Here is a 17,051-nt window from a genome sequence, read left to right on the forward strand (position 1 = left end):
CACGCACAAGGCTCGAACCCCAGCCAACAGAATCGTTGGCTGGGGTTCGAGCCTTTTTGCTGTCTTGTGCTCAGCCGCGCACGTCATGATGATCCGTTCTCGGGAGTTGATTCCCCTCTTGCCTGGCCGCGGCCCGAGTCTCATTAACCGGATGTTCAGCCAGCGTTCCCGGCTGAAAGGGTGTGCCCGGGGCTGCTTCCTTGCTTCAGTGATCTCGTGCCCACCAGCGACGCCGAGCGGCGGAGGAGTCAACATATGTCAGAGCGGCAGAATGACGATGCTGATGATCCGACCGACGAGCACAGTTCGGTGATCACACGGCATCCTGATGACGCAGCCACGTCGACGCCCGCCGAGGAATCGCGGCTGCGTGGCCCTTTCGACTCCTTCGTGCCAGAGGGGAGAGCGCGATCGGTCGTCAACTGGCTCTCCGTCGTCGTCTCCGTCTACGTGCTGATCTCCGCCGTCGGCGTCATCGGCGCCGGCTTCAAAGCCGCAACCGGTGGCCAAGCCGAGGCGCTGTTCGCCTTCGCCAGCAACCCGCTCGTGGCGCTCATGGTGGGTGTCCTGGCCACCGCGGCCACCCAGTCCTCCTCCACCACGACCTCCATCACAGTCGGTCTCGCCGCGGGCGGACTGCCGCTGGAAGTCGCCATCCCGATCATCATGGGCGCCAATATCGGCACCACGCTTACGAACACGCTCGTCAGCGTCGGTATGATCCGGAACAAGGACGACTTTCGACGGGCCTTCGCGGCCGCCACCGTGCACGACTTCTTCAACCTGATGGCCGTTGCCATCCTGCTCCCGCTGGAGATCGCGACGGGCTTTCTTCAGACGGTCTCCGGGTGGCTCGCGGGTGTCCTCACCGGTGTCGGCGGCGTGGACACCGACAGCGCGGACGTGGTCGGAGCAGCGACCGCACCTCTGAAAGAACTCGTCGGCTTTCTGACGGAGCCCCTCGGGGTGCCGTGGGGAGGGGTGATCACCATCGCCGTCGGCGTGGCCCTGATCCTGGTCTCGATCACCTTCATCGGGAAGGTGCTCAAGGTCCTCATGGTGGGACAGGCGAAGAAGGTGCTGCACGCCGCCATCGGCCGCGGTCCGCTCAGCGGGATCGCATCCGGAACCGTGGTGACGGCGATCGTCCAGTCCTCCTCCACGGCCACCTCGCTGATGATCCCTCTTGCCGGTTCAGGCACCTTCTCCCTGCGCCAGGTGTATCCCTTCACCATCGGGTCCAACATCGGCACCACCGCCACCGCGCTGCTGGCGGCGCTGGGCCTCAGCGGCGTCGATGCTTCGGTGGGCCTGCAGGTGGCTCTGGTGCACCTGTTGTTCAACCTGACGGCGATGGTATTGATCTTCGGGATCCCGTTCCTGCGGGAGATCCCGATCAAGGGCGCCACGTGGCTGGCGAACCGCTCTGCCGAGAACAAGTTCTTCGCGGCACTGTGGGTGCTCGGCGTGTTCGTCGTCGTACCGGGCCTGCTCATTCTCGTCACCACCATCTTCTGAGAGGTCGATCATGGACACGCAGCACACCAACGGTCCCGGCGCCGAGGACCGGGGTGACCGAGTCGACGAGCGTTCACCGCTGACTGAGGCAGATGTGCCGCGCTCCGTCGAGGAGATCGACGCTGCGCTCGTCCGGTTGATGGCCGAGACCGAGGAGACGGTGACTCGGCTCCGCGCCGAGTTGGCCGAGCGTCGTCAGCACGAGGCGCAGCATGCCGAGATCGAGCGCCTCGAGCACCATCTGGCCGAGGCCACGGTGAACTGGGCGAAGGTGAAGGAGTTCTTCGAGGCGGTGCTTCGGGATATGACCGGACGCCGCACCGGCACGGCCGGACCGGAGGAGTCTGGCGGGGCTGCCGAGGAGCCGAGCCCGCACGGCGACACGAACCCGAGCGATACCGGACCCGGAACGGAGCAGCGATGAGCACAACGAGCGTGATGACCCGCCGAGGTCTGGTCGCCATCGGAATGGCCACATCCGTTGGGCTGGCGCTGACGGCCTGCACGCAGGCTGCCGCATCGGAACGGATCGAGATCTCCGGTTCTTCGACGGTGGCACCGATCACCGAGCACGTGTCCAGCACGTCCGATTATGCGGTCTCCGTGACAGCGGAAGGGTCCGAGGACGGGTTCGCACGCTTCTGCGCCGGAGAGTCGGCGATCAACAACGCCTCCGAGGCCATCCCGCAGGAATACATGGATGCGTGCGCTTCCGCCGGGATCGAGTTCATCGAACTGCCGGTGGCGTGGGACGCGCTCACCGTGGTGGTGCACGCCGACAACGACTTCGCGCGGGACATGACCATGGACGAGTTCGCGCAGATCTGGTCACCCGACTCGACGGTCGAGACCTGGCAGGATGTGCGGCCTGAGTGGCCGGATGAAGAGCTGAACCTCTACGGCCGCCCCGCTGGATCAGGAACGTTTGCCACGTTCACGCACGAGATCAACGGTGCGGCCGGGGAGATCCGAGAGGATGTAGAGGCTTCGGACGACATCGCGGAGCTCACCGGCTGGATCGCCGAAGACCCGGATGGGATGGGCTTCATGGGCATCGGCAACTATCTGGGCAGCGCTGAGACCCGCGACGATCTGACCACCGTGAACATCGACGGGGTGGCCCCCTCACTTGAACATGCGCAGGACGGTACGTACGCCCTGGCCCGGCCTCTGTTCATCTACGTCTCCACTGCGGCACTGGAATCCGAGGATGTGACCGGTTTCGTGGAGCACTACCTCGAGAACGCGCGGGAATCTGCGGCGCTGAGCTTCTTCTACCCTCTCGACGGCAACCTCGCCGCACTGGTGCAGCAGCGATTCACCGACGAGGTGACCGGCTCGATGTTCGACGGCGACCCGTTCAGCGACGTGGACCTGGCGGAGGCGCTCGCCCACCGGTAGGCGTCTGCCCCGCTCGGGCGTTCGAAGGCAACGCTCTCACCTGGGCACAGGAGGAGAACAAGGCTCGAGCCTCAGTCGACGATTCGCCGGGCAAGGGATCGAGCCATGTGCGAGAGGCGGGCCTCCGCAGCCGACATCAGCGGCAGCGCCTCGGACCTAGCTAGGGTGTGACTGCAGACGGCAAGAGACGGAGGGAACGATGGAGATCCTCGATCTGGACGGTGTCGCGCTGGCGATCGACCACTGCGGCCCGGAAGGCGCGCCCGCGCTGCTGCTGATCGCCGGCGGAGCGCAGTCGATGGACTGGTGGACTCCTGAGCTGTGTGAGCGGCTCAGCGCTGGCGACATGCAGGTGATCCGGTACGACCATCGCGACACCGGCCGATCCACTGCATCTCCGCCGGGGCGCCCCGGCTATACCGGCGACGATCTCGCCGCCGATCCGCTGCGCATTCTCGATGCCCTGGGGATCGCGGACGCGCATCTGATGGGAATGTCGATGGGCGGCGGCATCGCGCAGATCGTCGCGGTGCGCGCGCCTGAGCGGGTGCGCTCCCTCGCCCTCATCGAGACGAGTCCCGTTGGCGGTGATCACGGAGTTCTGCCGCCGCCGACCCCTGAGGTCGCGGCGACCTGGGAAGAGCCGGAACCGGAGATCGATTGGTCCGACGAGGCCGCGGTCATCGACTATCGCGTCGACGTCGAGCGTCCCTACGCGGGCCCGCTCGGGTTCGATGAGGCGCGGGTGCGCGCTCTGGCGACGCGTGAGGTGCGCCGCAGCCGCGACATGGCGGCTTCGATGTCGAACCACTTTCTGGCCGCACCGGGCGCGTCGGCGGATCCGGCGGGCATCACGGTCCCGACTCTCATCGTGCACAGTGAGGACGACCCGATGTTCCCGATGCCGCACGGCGAAGCGCTTGCGCGTGCGATCGACGGAGCCGTGCTCCTCCGCCTCGAGGGAGTCGGACACGAGATCCCGCCGCCCGCCGTCTGGGGCGCCGTCCTGCCCGCTCTGCGGAACCACGTCATGACGGCATGACGGAAGCCGGTCCTTGCAGAACTGGGCTGCCCGCTGAGCGATCTCGTCTGCGACGCGGACCCTGTCCCGGCGAGACCGAGAGCTGCCGGACGGACCGGCAGCTGATCGGCGAGCACGGCTCGTGGTCGAGAGGCCCGAATCCCGGTCGTCCAAGAGCGTGGTCATCCTGCACCTCCTGCCTTCTTCCGGTGTGCCCGGAGGAAGGCAGGAGGTGCAGGCCTGGCGCGGTCACCCTATACGCTTCGGACCGAGCCAGACCTGCTGTGCGTTCACGAACTCGTGGATCCCGTGCGGGCCGAGCTCGCGTCCGAAGCCGGAGCGCTTCACCCCTCCGCTGGGCAGGCGCGGGTCCGTCTTCACGATGCCGTTGACGGCGACCTGCCCTGCCTCGATCTCGGCCGCCATCGCCGCACCGCGAGTGACGTCGCCGGTCCACACGCTGGCCGCGAGGCCGTACGGCGTGTCGTTGGCGACGGCGATCGCCTGCTCGGCCGAGTCGACGGGGATGACCGCCGCCACTGGGCCGAACGTCTCCTCGACGCACGCCGTCATGCGCGGCGTCATGTCCGTCAGCAGGGTCACCGGGTAGAAGAATCCCCGCCCCTCCGGGATCTCGCCGCCGAAATGCAGCGTCGCGCCCTGCTCGACCGATTCGACCACCTGGCGGTGCAGCCCCTCGCGCAGGTCGGCGCGCGCGATCGGCCCGACATCGGTCTTCTCATCCCGCGGGTCGCCCAGCCGCAGTGCGGCCAGGCGCTCGGCGTAGAGCGCGACGAACTCGTCGTACACCGCGCGTTCGACGATCACGCGCTTCGCGGCGATGCACGACTGACCGGCGTTGATCTTGCGCATCACGGTGATGACGTCGGCCGCCTGTTCGAGATCGGCATCTGCCAGCACGATCGCCGGGTCGGATCCACCCAGCTCCAGCACGGCCGGCTTGATCTGCTTCGCGGCGATGGCAGCCACGGTGCCGCCGGCCTTCTCCGATCCGGTCAGCGACACCGCTCTGATCCGGTCATCCTTCAGCGCCCGCTCCACCATGTCGTGGCCGAGGGGAGCATGCTGCACGATCGCCTCCGGAGCGCCGTGCTCAGTCGCGACCTGCGCCACGATGCCCGCGATCGCCTCCGCACATCCGGGCACGTGCCCGTCGTGCTTCATCACGGCGGTGTTGCCAGCCATGAGCGCCGGCGCGATGAACCGGAACGCGAGCCAGAACGGAGCGTTCCAGGGCAGCACGCCGAGCACGGGACCCAGGGGGAGGTGCTGGACATAGGAGCGGGTCGCGTCGCTGGGCAGGTCGACCGGTGCCAGGTACTGCTCGGCGTGCTCTGCATAGTGCTCGGCCGCCCAGCACGCCTTCTCGACCTCGCCGCGCGCCTCGACGATGGGCTTGCCCATCTCCTCGGTCATCAGCATGGCCAGCCGCTCAACGTCGCTGCGCATCGCGGCGGCGACACCGTTGAGCACCTTCGCACGGTCGGTGTACGACCAGCGCCGCCACGCGTCGTACGCGTCTTCGGCACGCTGGAGTGCGGCGTCGAGTGCGGTCTCGTCCAACGTCGGGATCTCGCGCACGACCCGTTCGGTCGTCGGGTCGATCGCGGTGAAGGTCTCCGTCATGATGCTTCCCCTTCCAACGCGTGCAGGCCGACCTGTTCGCCCGAGTCCTTGACCGTGAAATCCTGGTCGAGTGTGAAGAACGACTCGCATCCGGTCTCCGTGATCCGGATGGTGTCGGAGATGCCGACGGTGCGGGTGCCGTCGACGCCCCACATCCACGGGATCACATGGAACGTCATACCCTCGTCGAGCACGGCGTTGCCGCCTGGCATCAGGCTGAGGATATAGCCCTCGTCCCAGGCGGGCGGGAACGCGATGCCGATCGAGTAGCCCGCACGGGTCACGAGATCGGCCTGGACGTCGTTCTCCGTGATGATGTTGCGCACGATGGAGTCGGCGTCTGAGACCGTGAGGCCGGGCCTGAGCGAGGCCTTGAGCTCGCGCAGCGCCGTCTTCATCCGTTCCTGCGCCTGAGCCATCGACGGCGTCATGTCGTGCAGCAGCACCGTGCGCATCATCGCCGTGTGATAGCGCCGGAAGCACCCGCCGACCTCGAGGAACACCGCGTCGCCTGACTGGAGCTGGCGGCCCTCCCACGTCGCGTGGCCGATCATGGTGCGCGGGCCGCTGGTCACATACGGCATCACGGCGGGGTATTCGCCGCCCGCCGTGAACATGCCGCGGGAGATCTCGGCGGCGACATCATTCTCCGTCGCCCCGACCTCCGCTGCGGCGATGCCGGCGCTCATCCCCGCTTCGGTCGCTCTGGCCGCCTTGCGCATGATGTCGATCTCGGCGGCGGACTTGCGAACGCGCCCCTCCTCGACGATGCCGAAGCAGTCCATCAGCTGCCCCGAGCGGTACGAGGTGTGGATGCGGTCCTGGAAGTAGGCGGGGAAGAAGTAGCTGTTGCGCTCGTAGCCGACGTGCTTGCCGGTCAGTCCGAATTCCCGCAGCGCTGCGACCAGCTGCTGGATCGCGTCACCGGTGTCGGGGTAGGGCCGCGTCAGCTCCACCCACGTGCGTTCGATGACGTTCGACTCCTCCATCTGCCGAGTGATCATGAACGGTTCGGCTTCGAGCGGCACCACGAGGGCCTGGAAGAACGAGTACCCCGTCGTCTGGTAGTCGGTGAGGTACATCAGGTTCTCGGGATCGGTGATGATCACCGCGTCGAGCAGGCGCCGCTGCATACGCTGTCGCAGCTCATCGAGCCGGCGCTGGTACTCCTCGGGCGGGAACGTCATGTCATCGCGCATGCGCATCTCACGCACCTCCTTCGCTTGCGGCCGTGATGGCGGCGTCGAGAATCTCGAGGCCCTCGGCGAGGTCCTCGTCGGGGATCGTCAGCGGCGGGATCAGCTTGATCACGCGCCCCCCGGAGCCGCACGGCCCGATCAGCAGGCCGTTTGCGAAGGCCTCGGCCTGTGCTCTGGCGGCGACCGCGCCGTCGACGACGTCGAGCCCCTGCATCATGCCCTTGCCCCGTACCTGCCATCCGAGATCCGGGTGCCGCGCTGCGATCGTGTCGAGTCGCTCGGCCATGACGGCGCCCTTGGTGCCGACCTCGGTCATCAGGACGTCGTCGGTGAAGTAGTCCAGTGCAACGGTGCCGGCTGCGAACGACAGGCCCTGTCCTCTGAACGTGCCGGTGTGCGCGCCCGGCGCCCAGTGCGCATCGACCTCCGGTTTGTTGAGGTTCATCGCGATGGGCGTACCGAAGCCACCGAGGCCCTTCGCCAGCGTGACGATGTCCGGATCGAGACCCATCCCGTCGAAGCTGAAGTACGAGCCCGTGCGGCCGCACGCCGCCTGGATGTCGTCGATGATGAACAGTGCGCCGGTCTCTCGGGCGAGTCGCTGCACCTCCTGCAGCCACTCGGCGCTGTGCACCCAGACGCCGCCCTCCGCCTGCACCGACTCGACCAGGAACGCCGCAGGCGGTCGCAGCCCGGATGAGGGGTCGGCCAGCGCGGCGCGGTAGGCGTCGAGCCCTTCGAGGCCGCCGCCGGCGGCGAACTCGTTGGGTACGCGCACGACGTGATCTAGCGGAACGCCCGCCCACTTGCGGAACGCCTCGTTGGCCGTCGCGGCGAGCGACCCGAGCGTCATTCCGTGGAAGCCGTGCGAGAACGCCACCACGTCGAGCCTGCCGGTGGCGAGCCGAGCGAGCTTCAGGGCGGCCTCCACGGCGTTGGTGCCGGTCGGCCCCATGAACTGCATCTTGTGGTCCATGCCGCGCGGGGCGAGGATCACGTCGTGGAACCTCTGCACGAAGTCGCGCTTGGTCGTGGTGTAGGTGTCGAGGCTGTGAGCGACCCCATCGGAGGAGATGAAGTCGATCATCGCCTGCTTCATCTTCGGGTTGTTGTGCCCGAAGTTGAGGACGCCTGCGCCCGCGAAGAAGTCGATGTAGCTGGTGCCGTCCTCTGCGACCTGGCGCGCATTGGACGCATGGGAGAAAACGGTCGGATAGGCGCGGCAGTAACCGCGGATGTCGGACTCCCACTGCTCGAACGGGCTCATGTCCATGATCGGACTCCTTCCAGGTCGATCTAGATCCTTCTCACCTCTTGCATGTTTCCTTCTGCCCCGGGTCTGGCTGGCACGGGGAGCTGCGGGGCGCCTGCCAGGCGCGCGTAGGCGCCGACGACCGGCGCGATCAGGGCATCATCGAAGTCGTAGTGCGGGCTGTGGCACGAGTGCTGTGATCCTGAACCGACCAGCGCGAACGCACCTGGCACCTCGTCGAGGTAGTAGCTGAAGTCCTCAGACGCCATCACCGGAACCGGCACATCGGCAGTGTGGTCGTCGGTGCTGAACACGGTGGCCAGCTCTGGGGCCAGAGCCGCGCGCAGCTCGGCGGCCGGCTCCGGATGATTGACCGTGGCGCCGTAGCGGTTGGTCGTCTCCGTCGCGGCCGTGACACTGTGGGCGCGCGCCGTGGCGTCCGCGATCTCGGCGATCAGCGCGAACACCTCGTCGCGCACGGCGATGCTCGGCACGCGGATGCTGCCGCCGAGCCTGGCGGTCGCCGGTGTGACGGTCGGGTTGCTGGGGGCGTCGATCGAGGTCACCGCGACGACGGCGGCGGTCTGCGGTGCGAGGCGGCGGGCCACGATCTGCTGGAGCGCGACGGCGATCGCCGCGGCCGCGAGCACGGGGTCGCGCGTGGCCTCCGGCTGGCTGGCGTGCCCGCCGATGCCGGCGACCTCGATCGCGAAGGTGCCGTTGGCGGCCATCACCGGGCCATCAGGGCATGCCATCCGACCGCGACCGAGCGCCGGCCAGTTGTGCCAGCCGAAGATCACGTCGACGCCGTCGAGCGCCCCGTCGTCGATCATCGCCTTGGCGCCGTGACCGCCCTCCTCAGCCGGCTGGAAGAGCAGGGTCACGGGGCCGGGGAGAGTGTCCTCGTGCGCGGCCAGCCAGCGTGCCGTTGCGGCGAGTACGGCCGTGTGACCGTCGTGGCCGCAGGCGTGCATCGCGCCTGTGCGGCGCGATGTCCATTCGACGCCGGAATCCTCATCGATCGGCATGGCGTCGATGTCGCCGCGCAACGCCACGTGACGGCCAGGGGCATCCGGTGCCAGCAGCGCCAGGGTGCCCGTGCCGGCGCAGGAGCGCCAGGTCACACCGAGCGCGTCGAGCTCCGCGCGGATGCGAGCGGCGGTGTCGTGCTCGGCCCAGCCGAGCTCGGGGGAACGGTGGAGGTCATGGCGCAGCGCGGTCGCAGAGTCGAGAAGCTCCTGCATGGCGTCCGACTGGTCGACGCCGCTGAACCGGACTGATGCCAACTCGCCCCCTTCGCATGCTCCGCGACCGAATCTGCGCGGTCGCCTTGTTGTCGACCGTAGACCCCAGAGGGTGGGTTTGTCTGCAGGGAATCGAAGAAGATACCCCCGTGTGACCGAAGCGAAACACCGCGGACCGAACCGTGCAAGGCGAGCGATGACCGCGCACATCAGCATGGCGAGGCCCCCGGGAGCATCGGAAGAGCTTCCGGGGGCCTCGCTGCGCCATCTATGGCGGTCACCCGTGGTCACATCGGCATCAGTACGGAATCGATGAGATAGACGGTTGCGTTGGCAGTCTGAACACCTCCGCAGACCACGTTCGCATCGTTGACCATGATCTCATCGCCGGAGCCCATCACCTCGAGGTCGGAGCCTTGGACAGTGGTGTGGGTGCCCTCGATGTCGCTCGGTGCGATCTGGCCAGGCACGACGTGGTACGTGAGGATCGATGAGAGCATGTCCGCGTCGGTGCTGAGCGTATCCAGCGTCGCCTGGTCGATCTCGGCGAAGGCATCGTCGACGGGAGCGAACACGGTGAACTCGTCGCCGTTGAGGGTGTCGACGAGGTCGACGTCCGGGTTCAGCTCGCCGGAGACGGCCGAAACGAGAGTCGTCAGCATCGGATTGTTGGACGCGGCGACGGCGACGGGGTCCTGCGACATTCCCTGGATCGAACCGGCGCCGTCCGGAACGGCATCCGCGTAAGCGGTGCATCCGGGACCGACGAGATCGGCGGCGGGGTCGGCCATGTCGTCGGTGTCCTCGCTCATCCCGTCGTCGGTGCTCTCCTCCGGAGCAGTCTCCTCGGTGGCGGGGGAGTTCGTCTCTTCGTCGTCAGTCGCATCGGCACTGCATCCGGCAAGACCGGCGACGGCGACCAGCGACAGCACGGCTGCGGCGGTGAAAGCAGACTTCTTGGTGATCATTTCGTTCTCCTTGTGATCGGATGTCCGCTCGAGGCGAGACATCTTCGGGCCTTCACTGGGTATTCGAACTGCACGCCGAATCGGATGGGAACCCGTTCTCGGCGCTGCCGACACCCACGTGCAGAGAGTCGAGAAGAAGTCAGAAGGTGCGCATTTGAGGCATGCTTGTGTGCATGGTGATCGACGGCATCGAGGTGGAGGATGATCCCGGCGACTCCATCGCCGAATTGCTGCTCCGGATCGCTGAGCGCGATCAAGGAGCGTTCGCCGGCCTCTACGACGCGCTCTCGTCACGCATGTTCGGACTCATCCTGCGCGTCCTCGTCGATCGTGCGCAGAGCGAGGAGGTGCTGCAGGAGGTTTTTCTGGAGATCTGGCAATCCGCCTCGCAGTACTCTCCGAATAAGGGGCAGGGCAGAACGTGGGTGCTCACGATGACGCATCGTCGTGCCGTGGATCGCGTGAGATCGGCGCAGGCCAGCGTCGAGCGTGACGTGCGGATCGGCATTCGCAACACGGGGGTGGAGTTCGACGGAGTCGCGGAGGACGTCGAACTCCGCTGGGAGGGCCGCCGTGTGGTCCAAGCCCTTCAGCAGCTTCCGGAGAAGCAGAGGGAGGCGTTGACGTTGGCATATTACGGCGGGTACTCCCAACGTGAGATCTCGGCGCTGACGGGAACCCCGATCGGCACGGTGAAGACGAGAATGCGTGACGGGCTGTCACGGCTGAGGTCGAAGATGGGGGTTCTGGCATGAGCGAGAAAGATCTCGATGAGCTGCTCGCTGGTCGCGCCCTCCACTCACTCGACCCGGAAGATGCGCAGCGGCTCGACCGAGCGCTCGCCGGTGACCTCGAACTGCGCGAGCGAGCCGAGCGCGACGAAGAGACCGCCGCGCTCCTCGCAGAAGCGACGACTGAGGTCGAGCCTCCCTCATCCATCAGGGATGCACTGCTCACCCGGATAGCGGAGCAATCCGCAGCGCCGTCCGTTGATTCCGAGGCAGGAGCTGCGCAGGAGCCGGACGCCACCGGTTCGGATTCCCACGACGGCGAGCGCGGATCGGCACGGAGGCGCCGTCGTCGTCGTGGCCGTCGTCGATTGTGGGCTCTCGCCGCCTCGATCGTCGTGATCGCCGGTCTGGGAGGCGGTGCGATCGTGGCGACGCAGGTGCTCGAACGCCCCGCCGCGGTCGAGGCACTCGATCGGATCGAGGCCGCCGCTGACGCGCGCAGCACCGCTGAGGATCTCCCAGGCGGAGGCACACTCGACGTGCACTGGTCGTACGAGACGGGCCAGGCGGTCATCGTCGCCGACGACGTGCCCGCTCTGGAGGACGGGAGCCAGTACGAGCTCTGGTTGGTTCGGGAGGAGGCTCCGATCTCCGCCGGTGTGTTCGACGGCGGGGCGGGTGAGCCGAAGCTCCTGGAGAGCGAACTCTCTCAGGGCGACGTCATCGCCGTCACTGTCGAAGATGAGGGCGGATCAGCGACGGGCGCGCCGACGACGGAGCCCATCATCGCCGTGCCGACCGCGTAGGCGACCGTCCCCGCATCTCTGTCGAACGAACAATCGGGCGGGCGAACGCCGGTCATCGGCAGCCCGACATCTCGCTTGTGATCGAGCGTGCCCCCTTGGAACAGGTTCCAAGGGGGCACGCTCGATCGAAAAGGGTGTGCTCGCGGGGGCCTACAGGTTCACCTCGACGTCGCCGTCTTCGCGCAGCTGAGCAAGGATCTCCTCGGTCGCGGCGTTCTGCTCGTCCGTGACGGCCTGGTCGGCGAGCTGCTCCTTCACCTCGTCGAACGGGGGAATGGATTCCTCGCTGCCCTGCGTCTTGGCCTGCTCGACGAGGGTGTCGTACTGAGCGCGCAGCTCCTTGTCGCCAGGCGGCGTCACATCCGTGTTCGCCTCGATGTACTGCTCGAGCTCGTACTGGTCGGCCGCGTCCTCGCGCACGTCGTCCTCCGACATGCCCTGGTCGGCGAACGCCTCGTAGACGGCGTCGACCGATCCGAGACCGCTCTGGTCGGCGACTTCCTGCAGCACCGTCTCGATGTCGTCGGTCTTCGCCTCGATCCCGGCTTCCGCGGCCGCCTGTGTCAGCAGCCGGTTGTTCACGAGAAGATCGGCGACCTGCTGCTTGAGCTGCTCAGGATCGACCGCCTGGCCCGTCTGCTGCTGGGCGGCGGTCGCCTGCTGCAGCTGGTTCTCGTACGCCGAGGTGAACTCTTCGAGGCCGATCTCTTCGTCGTTGACGACCGCGACGACGTCGGGCAGGCCTTCGAGAGCGGAATCGGCGGAGTCACCCGCGGATTCGGACGGCGCGGGAGACTCTTCCTCGGGGTCACCTGCACTGCAGCCCGTCAGGGCGAAGACGGCGACGATCGCTCCGGCGAGGAGCGAACGTGGGACAGACATGGGGCCTCCAGCTTTTCGGTGCATCCCGCGCGACGTTACACGCCCCGACGGGGCCCGCGGTCAGGCGTCGGTCAGGAACCGGGGGAACCCTGGGCGCGTTGATCTCGTTGATCCCGTTGATGCGAATTCTCCTGCCGGTGCCGGATCTCGATGGCAGTCTGCCAGCAGACGCCACTCACGCGAGTCAAGGAGGACCCGATGGGGAAAGCAACGGCGACGCGCGCCGAGGAAACCCGCAACGCTTGGAAGAACGTGCTGGCGAAGCACCATGAGGACCGCAGCGAACCGGTGAGCGAGCAGTACTGGTCGGAGAAGGACACCTGGTCGCGGGAGCGGATCCGTGAGGTGCAGGACGAGAAGATCGCTGCGGTCGCACCGTTCCTCTATGAGAACAGTCGGTTCTATCGCAGCCGTTTCGATCGGCTCGGAGTCGCACCGACCGATATCGTCGACGTCGACAGCCTCGTGCGCAACTGGCCCGTCGTGACCAAGGACGAGATGATGGTCGACGCCGAGGCCCATCCGCCCTACGGCACCTACACGACCTGCGGCGAAGAGGAGTGGGACGACCGCGGCTGGATGCTGTTCTCCTCATCCGGATCGACCGGCACGCCCCGTGTGTTCCGCTACACGCATTTCGACCGTGAGTACTGGGAACAGGCCAACGCCCGTGCTCTCTACTCGGGAGGGCTGCGCAAGGGCGACTCCGCGCTGCGCATGGTCGGCTTCGGCCCGCACGTGTTCGCGTGGGGTGCGCAGCAGTCCTTCACGAAACTCGGCCTGCCGACGATTCCTGCCGGCGGACTCGACAGCAAGGCCCGCGCCGGCATGATCGATCGCTTCGAACCGCGCGTGCTGATCGCCACGCCCTCGTATCTGCTCTACCTCGGGCGCACCATGCAGGAGATGGGCCTCGACCCGGCGAAGAGCTCGGTGCGGTGGCTGCTGCAGGGCGGCGAGCCGTTCTCCGGCGTCGAAGGCACGCTCGAGCGCATCCACGAGCTGTGGGGGGCGAAGACCGTCGAGTTCTACGGCTGCACGGAGGCCGCACCGCACTGCGGCGGCTACTCCTGCCCCGAGTACGAGACGGGCGACGAGCGGTTCCTGCACCTGATGGAGGACATCCAGGTGTGGGAGACGATCGACCCGGTCACGCAGGAGGTCATGCCGGAAGGGGAGAAGGGCATCACGGTGTGCACCAACCTCAACTCCGAGAGCTCGGCGCAGCTGCGCTTCGTGGTCGGCGACTACACGCGTCTCTCTCGCGAGGCGTGCGCGTGCGGCCGCAACCACATCAGGGCGATGGGGTGCATGACCGGGCGTGCCGACGACCTGATCAATCTGCGCGGAATCAAGTTCTTCCCCGTGCAGATCGAGGAGGCCGTGCGCGCCGTCTCAGGCACGGGCGACGAGTTCCAGATCCGGCTGTCGACGCTGGACAGCGGGCTCGACGTGATGACCGTCGTCGTCGAGCACGCCGATGCCGCCGCCGGAGAGGCGGTGGCAGGCGAGGTGCGCACGCGCTGCGAGATCCGCGCCGATGTCGAGGTGGTCGCCCCCGACACCCTCCCCAAGACGGAGATGAAGGCCAAGCGCGTCGTCGACCAGCGGGGGAAGCAGCACTGAGCGCCCCGCACGGGCCGCAGGACGCGAGTGTGCCCTTTGCGGTCGAGCGTGCCCCGGCTCAGATCCGGTTCCGATCGGTACGTTGGATTACAAGGGGTACGTGCGCGCGGATCGGCGGGGTTTCTTGCATCCGGACGGATGGGGTGCTCGGCAGCAAGCGGGCTGATCGCGAGGGCGTACTCTGGTTCAGTCCGCCATCTCTCAGCGCCGAGGAGAACCATGACCGCGCTGTCCCGCCAGACTCTCTCGCAGCTGCCAGACGCCGTGGCACGGCCGAGCTATCTCGATCGCGAGCCCACGGTCGGCATCGCCCACATCGGCGTCGGCAACTTCCATCGCTCACACCAGGCGATGTACGTCGATCGCGTCCTCAACGAGACCCCGGATGCCCCATGGGCGATCTGCGGCATCGGCGTGCGCGAGGAGGACAGAGGCCTGCTCGACGCGCTGCGCGGCCAGGACGGCCTGTACAGCCTGAGCCTGTTCGAGTCGGATGGCGCCGTCACCTCGCGGGTGATCGGCTCGCTGCGCGAGTTCGTGCTGGTGCCGGATGATCCGGCGGCCGCAGTCGCGCGTCTGGCCGATCCGGACATCCGGATCGTGAGCATGACCATCACGGAGAGCGGCTACGTCGAGGACCCGGAGAACTCCCGAACGGCGGGCGACGACCCGGTCGTGCGCGCCGACGCCGCTGGCGATTTCGCCGCGCCCCGCAGCGCGTTCGGACTGATCGTCGCGGCCCTGCGCGCCAGGCGCGATGCGGGGGTGCCGGCCTTCACGGTCTCGTCGTGCGACAACGTGCAGAACAACGGCACGGTCGCCAAGCGCAGCGTCGTCGCGACGGCGCGCCTGGCGAGCGATGAACTCGCCGACTGGATCGACCAGAGCGTCGCCTTCCCGAGCACGATGGTCGACCGGATCACGCCGCGTGCCACGGCGGCTCAGCTCGAGACCGTCGCGAGCCTGCTCGGCGACGTGACCGATGCGGCGGCGGTCGTGGCCGAACCCTTCGAACAGTGGGTGCTCGAGGAGAACTTCGCCCTGGGGCGACCCGCGGTGGAGAACCACGGCGCGGTCTTCGTCGACGAGATCGACACCTACGAGTTCATGAAGCTCCGCCTGCTCAACGCGGGCCACCAGGTGCTCGCATACGTCGGTCTGCTGCGAGGCCACACCTACGCACACGAGGCGATGGCCGACGTCGAGGTGACGCGGTGGCTCGAGCGCTACTGGAACGAGCTCGCGCTGCCCACGACCGAGCTGCCCGTCGGCGTCGACGGTGCCGAGTACGTGCGCGTGCTCGGCGAGCGCTTCGGCAACCCCGCGATCGCCGACACGTTGGAGCGGCTCGCAACCGATTCCGGTGACCGGATGAGCAAGTTCGTGATGCCGGTGCTGATGCAGGCGCGGGATCGCGAGACGTTCGGCGAGGTCGCATCGCGCATTCTCGCCAGCTACGCCGTCGCCGTGGCGGAGACCGCATCGCCCGTGATACTCGCCAGCGTCTCCGACGAGGTCCTGGTCGCACTGCGAAACGAAGGCGACCCAGCGGGCTTCCTCACCGAGATCGACTGGCTCGCCCCGCTCGCCGACGATGAGCAGCTCCGCGCCGCCGTCGCCGCGCAGGTCCGCGCGCTCCGCGCCCGCTGACCCTGGCACGCGGCGTGCCCCACCCGCCGAGCGTGCAACGCCGGGGCACGCTCGATCACAGGAGGTGCCTTCGCGGGGTGCTGGCGAGCACTCGCGCGAGGTCAGGCGGCGCGGCGTCGGGGGATGTTGGTGAGCAGGACGCCGGCGAGGACGATGGCCATCGAAAGGTACGTGGTGACGTTCACCTCGGCGTGGGCGGCGAGGAGCGTCAGGTCGATCACGAGCGAACCCAGCAGATTTCCGAACAGCGACATCAGACTCAGCAGCAGCACGCCGAGCCGGGCGACGGTCATCGTGGTCACACCGATGAAGACGACGCCGAGCACTCCGCCGATGAGGATCCAGCTCTGAGCGGGCATCTCAGGGAGTCCCTGGATGCGGGCGCCGGAGGCGAACAGCACCGCGGCGCAGACGAAGAGCAGGGTCCCTCCCGTGATGAAGTTCGTCAGGTTCGCGGTGATGGCCGAGGACGCGAGCATGCGCAGGCGACCGTTGAACGCCTGCTGGAACGACAGCATCGCGCCGGCGATGAACGGCAGGACGGGTGCCCACAGCGGCACTCCCTGTGCGAGCACATCGACGGCGGAGAGCGAGATGCCGATGAGGACGATGATCGTGCCGAGCACACGCCACAGCGTCGGAGGGCGTCGTCCGCCAGGCGGGAGCGATGTGTTGTCGACGCCGAGAGCCGCGGTGAGCTGGCCTGAGATGAACGCCATCGTGAACACCGACACGCCGATGAGCGGAATCGTCAGCGCCTGAGCGAGCACGATCATGGCTCCGCCGATGCCGCCCAGCGTCATCCACCACGGGAACTCGCCGGTGCGTACGGCCCGCCATGCGCGGACGATGCCGGCGCGTGCGGTCGGCGCACACGCGGCGACGACCACCAGGATCACCAAGCCGGACAGGAACGAGAACGCGGCGGCGAAGATGCCGTATCCGAGCACATCGCCGAGTTCGCCGTTGGCGGTGCCCTGCACCGACATGCCGACACCGGCGCCGATCGTCGCGAGTGCGGCGAAGAAGAAGCCGGATGCCGGAGCGCGTGTGCCCTGCGTGCTCACGCCGGAACTCTCCGGTGCGGGGGCGCATCCAGCGCGCGG

The 17,051-nt window shown here is 67.5% G+C and carries 15 protein-coding genes; 8 read left to right on the forward strand and 7 right to left on the reverse strand.

All coding sequences use genetic code 11. From position 1 onward, the window contains the following. The first annotated feature begins 255 nt into the window (after positions 1-255). The 4 genes from DZG09_RS07960 to DZG09_RS07975 all read left to right on the forward strand — a co-directional run bounded on the left by DZG09_RS07960 (position 256) and on the right by DZG09_RS07975 (position 3,961). A complete protein-coding gene (locus tag DZG09_RS07960; RefSeq protein ID WP_119697065.1) occupies positions 256-1,518 on the forward strand; it encodes a Na/Pi cotransporter family protein in 1,263 nt (420 codons plus the stop codon). A gap of 10 nt (positions 1,519-1,528) precedes the next feature. Next, a complete protein-coding gene (locus DZG09_RS07965) occupies positions 1,529-1,942 on the forward strand; it encodes a hypothetical protein (protein WP_119697066.1) in 414 nt (137 codons plus the stop codon). Next, positions 1,939-2,919 carry a PstS family phosphate ABC transporter substrate-binding protein gene (locus DZG09_RS07970; RefSeq protein WP_119697067.1) on the forward strand — a complete coding sequence of 327 codons (981 nt, stop codon included), beginning with the start codon at positions 1,939-1,941 and terminating at the stop codon, positions 2,917-2,919. The genes DZG09_RS07965 and DZG09_RS07970 overlap by 4 nt, the downstream gene beginning before the upstream one ends. Before the next feature lie 199 nt (positions 2,920-3,118). Beyond that, a complete protein-coding gene (locus DZG09_RS07975) occupies positions 3,119-3,961 on the forward strand; it encodes an alpha/beta fold hydrolase (RefSeq protein WP_119697068.1) in 843 nt (280 codons plus the stop codon). 228 nt (positions 3,962-4,189) lie between these two features. Here the strand turns inward: DZG09_RS07975 and DZG09_RS07980 are convergent, their stop codons facing one another. The 5 genes from DZG09_RS07980 to DZG09_RS08000 all read right to left on the reverse strand — a co-directional run bounded on the left by DZG09_RS07980 (position 4,190) and on the right by DZG09_RS08000 (position 10,250). Continuing rightward, the gene (locus tag DZG09_RS07980; RefSeq protein WP_119697069.1) at positions 4,190-5,587 is read right to left on the reverse strand and encodes an NAD-dependent succinate-semialdehyde dehydrogenase; all 1,398 of its coding nucleotides are present in this window, start codon (positions 5,585-5,587) and stop codon (positions 4,190-4,192) included. After that, positions 5,584-6,792, reverse strand: coding sequence for an ectoine hydrolase (doeA, locus tag DZG09_RS07985; protein ID WP_119697070.1), 1,209 nt, complete (start codon positions 6,790-6,792; stop codon positions 5,584-5,586). Before doeA ends, DZG09_RS07980 begins: the two co-directional genes overlap by 4 nt. A gap of 1 nt (position 6,793) precedes the next feature. After that, the gene (locus DZG09_RS07990) at positions 6,794-8,059 is read right to left on the reverse strand and encodes an aspartate aminotransferase family protein (protein WP_119697071.1); all 1,266 of its coding nucleotides are present in this window, start codon (positions 8,057-8,059) and stop codon (positions 6,794-6,796) included. Between the two features lie 23 nt (positions 8,060-8,082). Further along, complete coding sequence (gene doeB2, locus DZG09_RS07995; protein ID WP_205529092.1) at positions 8,083-9,324, reverse strand: N(2)-acetyl-L-2,4-diaminobutanoate deacetylase DoeB2; 1,242 nt, start codon at positions 9,322-9,324, stop codon at positions 8,083-8,085. 245 nt (positions 9,325-9,569) lie between these two features. Then, positions 9,570-10,250, reverse strand: coding sequence for a fasciclin domain-containing protein (locus DZG09_RS08000; protein WP_119697452.1), 681 nt, complete (start codon positions 10,248-10,250; stop codon positions 9,570-9,572). Between the two features lie 173 nt (positions 10,251-10,423). On the opposite strand from DZG09_RS08000, the gene sigK reads away from it, so the two are divergent. Continuing rightward, positions 10,424-11,005 (forward strand): ECF RNA polymerase sigma factor SigK, encoded by a 582-nt coding sequence (sigK, locus tag DZG09_RS08005; protein ID WP_119697072.1) that lies wholly within the window; start codon positions 10,424-10,426, stop codon positions 11,003-11,005. Then, the gene (locus DZG09_RS08010; protein ID WP_119697073.1) at positions 11,002-11,787 is read left to right on the forward strand and encodes an anti-sigma factor; all 786 of its coding nucleotides are present in this window, start codon (positions 11,002-11,004) and stop codon (positions 11,785-11,787) included. The genes sigK and DZG09_RS08010 overlap by 4 nt, the downstream gene beginning before the upstream one ends. Positions 11,788-11,937: 150 nt before the next feature. Here the strand turns inward: DZG09_RS08010 and DZG09_RS08015 are convergent, their stop codons facing one another. Continuing rightward, positions 11,938-12,669, reverse strand: a complete 732-nt coding sequence (locus DZG09_RS08015; RefSeq protein ID WP_119697074.1) for a SurA N-terminal domain-containing protein — start codon at positions 12,667-12,669, stop codon at positions 11,938-11,940. Positions 12,670-12,867: 198 nt separating this feature from the next. On the opposite strand from DZG09_RS08015, the gene DZG09_RS08020 reads away from it, so the two are divergent. Beyond that, positions 12,868-14,295, forward strand: coding sequence for a phenylacetate--CoA ligase family protein (locus DZG09_RS08020; protein ID WP_162893229.1), 1,428 nt, complete (start codon positions 12,868-12,870; stop codon positions 14,293-14,295). Between the two features lie 219 nt (positions 14,296-14,514). After that, positions 14,515-15,945, forward strand: a complete 1,431-nt coding sequence (locus DZG09_RS08025; RefSeq protein WP_162893230.1) for a mannitol dehydrogenase family protein — start codon at positions 14,515-14,517, stop codon at positions 15,943-15,945. A 101-nt stretch (positions 15,946-16,046) separates the two neighbouring features. Here DZG09_RS08025 and DZG09_RS08030 read toward each other — a convergent pair whose 3' ends face one another. Then, entirely contained in the window at positions 16,047-17,012 is a 966-nt protein-coding gene (locus tag DZG09_RS08030; RefSeq protein ID WP_240423763.1) for a DMT family transporter, read from the reverse strand. Positions 17,013-17,051: the final 39 nt, after the last annotated feature.

The sequence above is a fragment of the Microbacterium halotolerans genome, assembly GCF_003569805.1.
Taxonomy (GTDB): domain Bacteria; phylum Actinomycetota; class Actinomycetes; order Actinomycetales; family Microbacteriaceae; genus Microbacterium; species Microbacterium halotolerans.

Excerpts from the sequence above, each read along its gene's own strand:
- DZG09_RS07960 (WP_119697065.1), top strand. The coding sequence starts at position 256 with ATGTCAGAGCGGCAGAATGACGATGCTGATGATCCGACCGACGAGCAC.
- DZG09_RS07965 (WP_119697066.1), top strand. The coding sequence starts at position 1,529 with ATGGACACGCAGCACACCAACGGTCCCGGCGCCGAGGACCGGGGTGAC.
- DZG09_RS07970 (WP_119697067.1), top strand. The coding sequence starts at position 1,939 with ATGAGCACAACGAGCGTGATGACCCGCCGAGGTCTGGTCGCCATCGGA.
- DZG09_RS07975 (WP_119697068.1), top strand. The coding sequence starts at position 3,119 with ATGGAGATCCTCGATCTGGACGGTGTCGCGCTGGCGATCGACCACTGC.
- DZG09_RS07980 (WP_119697069.1), bottom strand. The coding sequence starts at position 5,587 with ATGACGGAGACCTTCACCGCGATCGACCCGACGACCGAACGGGTCGTG.
- doeA (WP_119697070.1), bottom strand. The coding sequence starts at position 6,792 with ATGCGCATGCGCGATGACATGACGTTCCCGCCCGAGGAGTACCAGCGC.
- DZG09_RS07990 (WP_119697071.1), bottom strand. The coding sequence starts at position 8,059 with ATGGACATGAGCCCGTTCGAGCAGTGGGAGTCCGACATCCGCGGTTAC.
- DZG09_RS08000 (WP_119697452.1), bottom strand. The coding sequence starts at position 10,250 with ATGATCACCAAGAAGTCTGCTTTCACCGCCGCAGCCGTGCTGTCGCTG.
- sigK (WP_119697072.1), top strand. The coding sequence starts at position 10,424 with ATGGTGATCGACGGCATCGAGGTGGAGGATGATCCCGGCGACTCCATC.
- DZG09_RS08010 (WP_119697073.1), top strand. The coding sequence starts at position 11,002 with ATGAGCGAGAAAGATCTCGATGAGCTGCTCGCTGGTCGCGCCCTCCAC.
- DZG09_RS08015 (WP_119697074.1), bottom strand. The coding sequence starts at position 12,669 with ATGTCTGTCCCACGTTCGCTCCTCGCCGGAGCGATCGTCGCCGTCTTC.
- DZG09_RS08020 (WP_162893229.1), top strand. The coding sequence starts at position 12,868 with ATGGGGAAAGCAACGGCGACGCGCGCCGAGGAAACCCGCAACGCTTGG.
- DZG09_RS08025 (WP_162893230.1), top strand. The coding sequence starts at position 14,515 with ATGACCGCGCTGTCCCGCCAGACTCTCTCGCAGCTGCCAGACGCCGTG.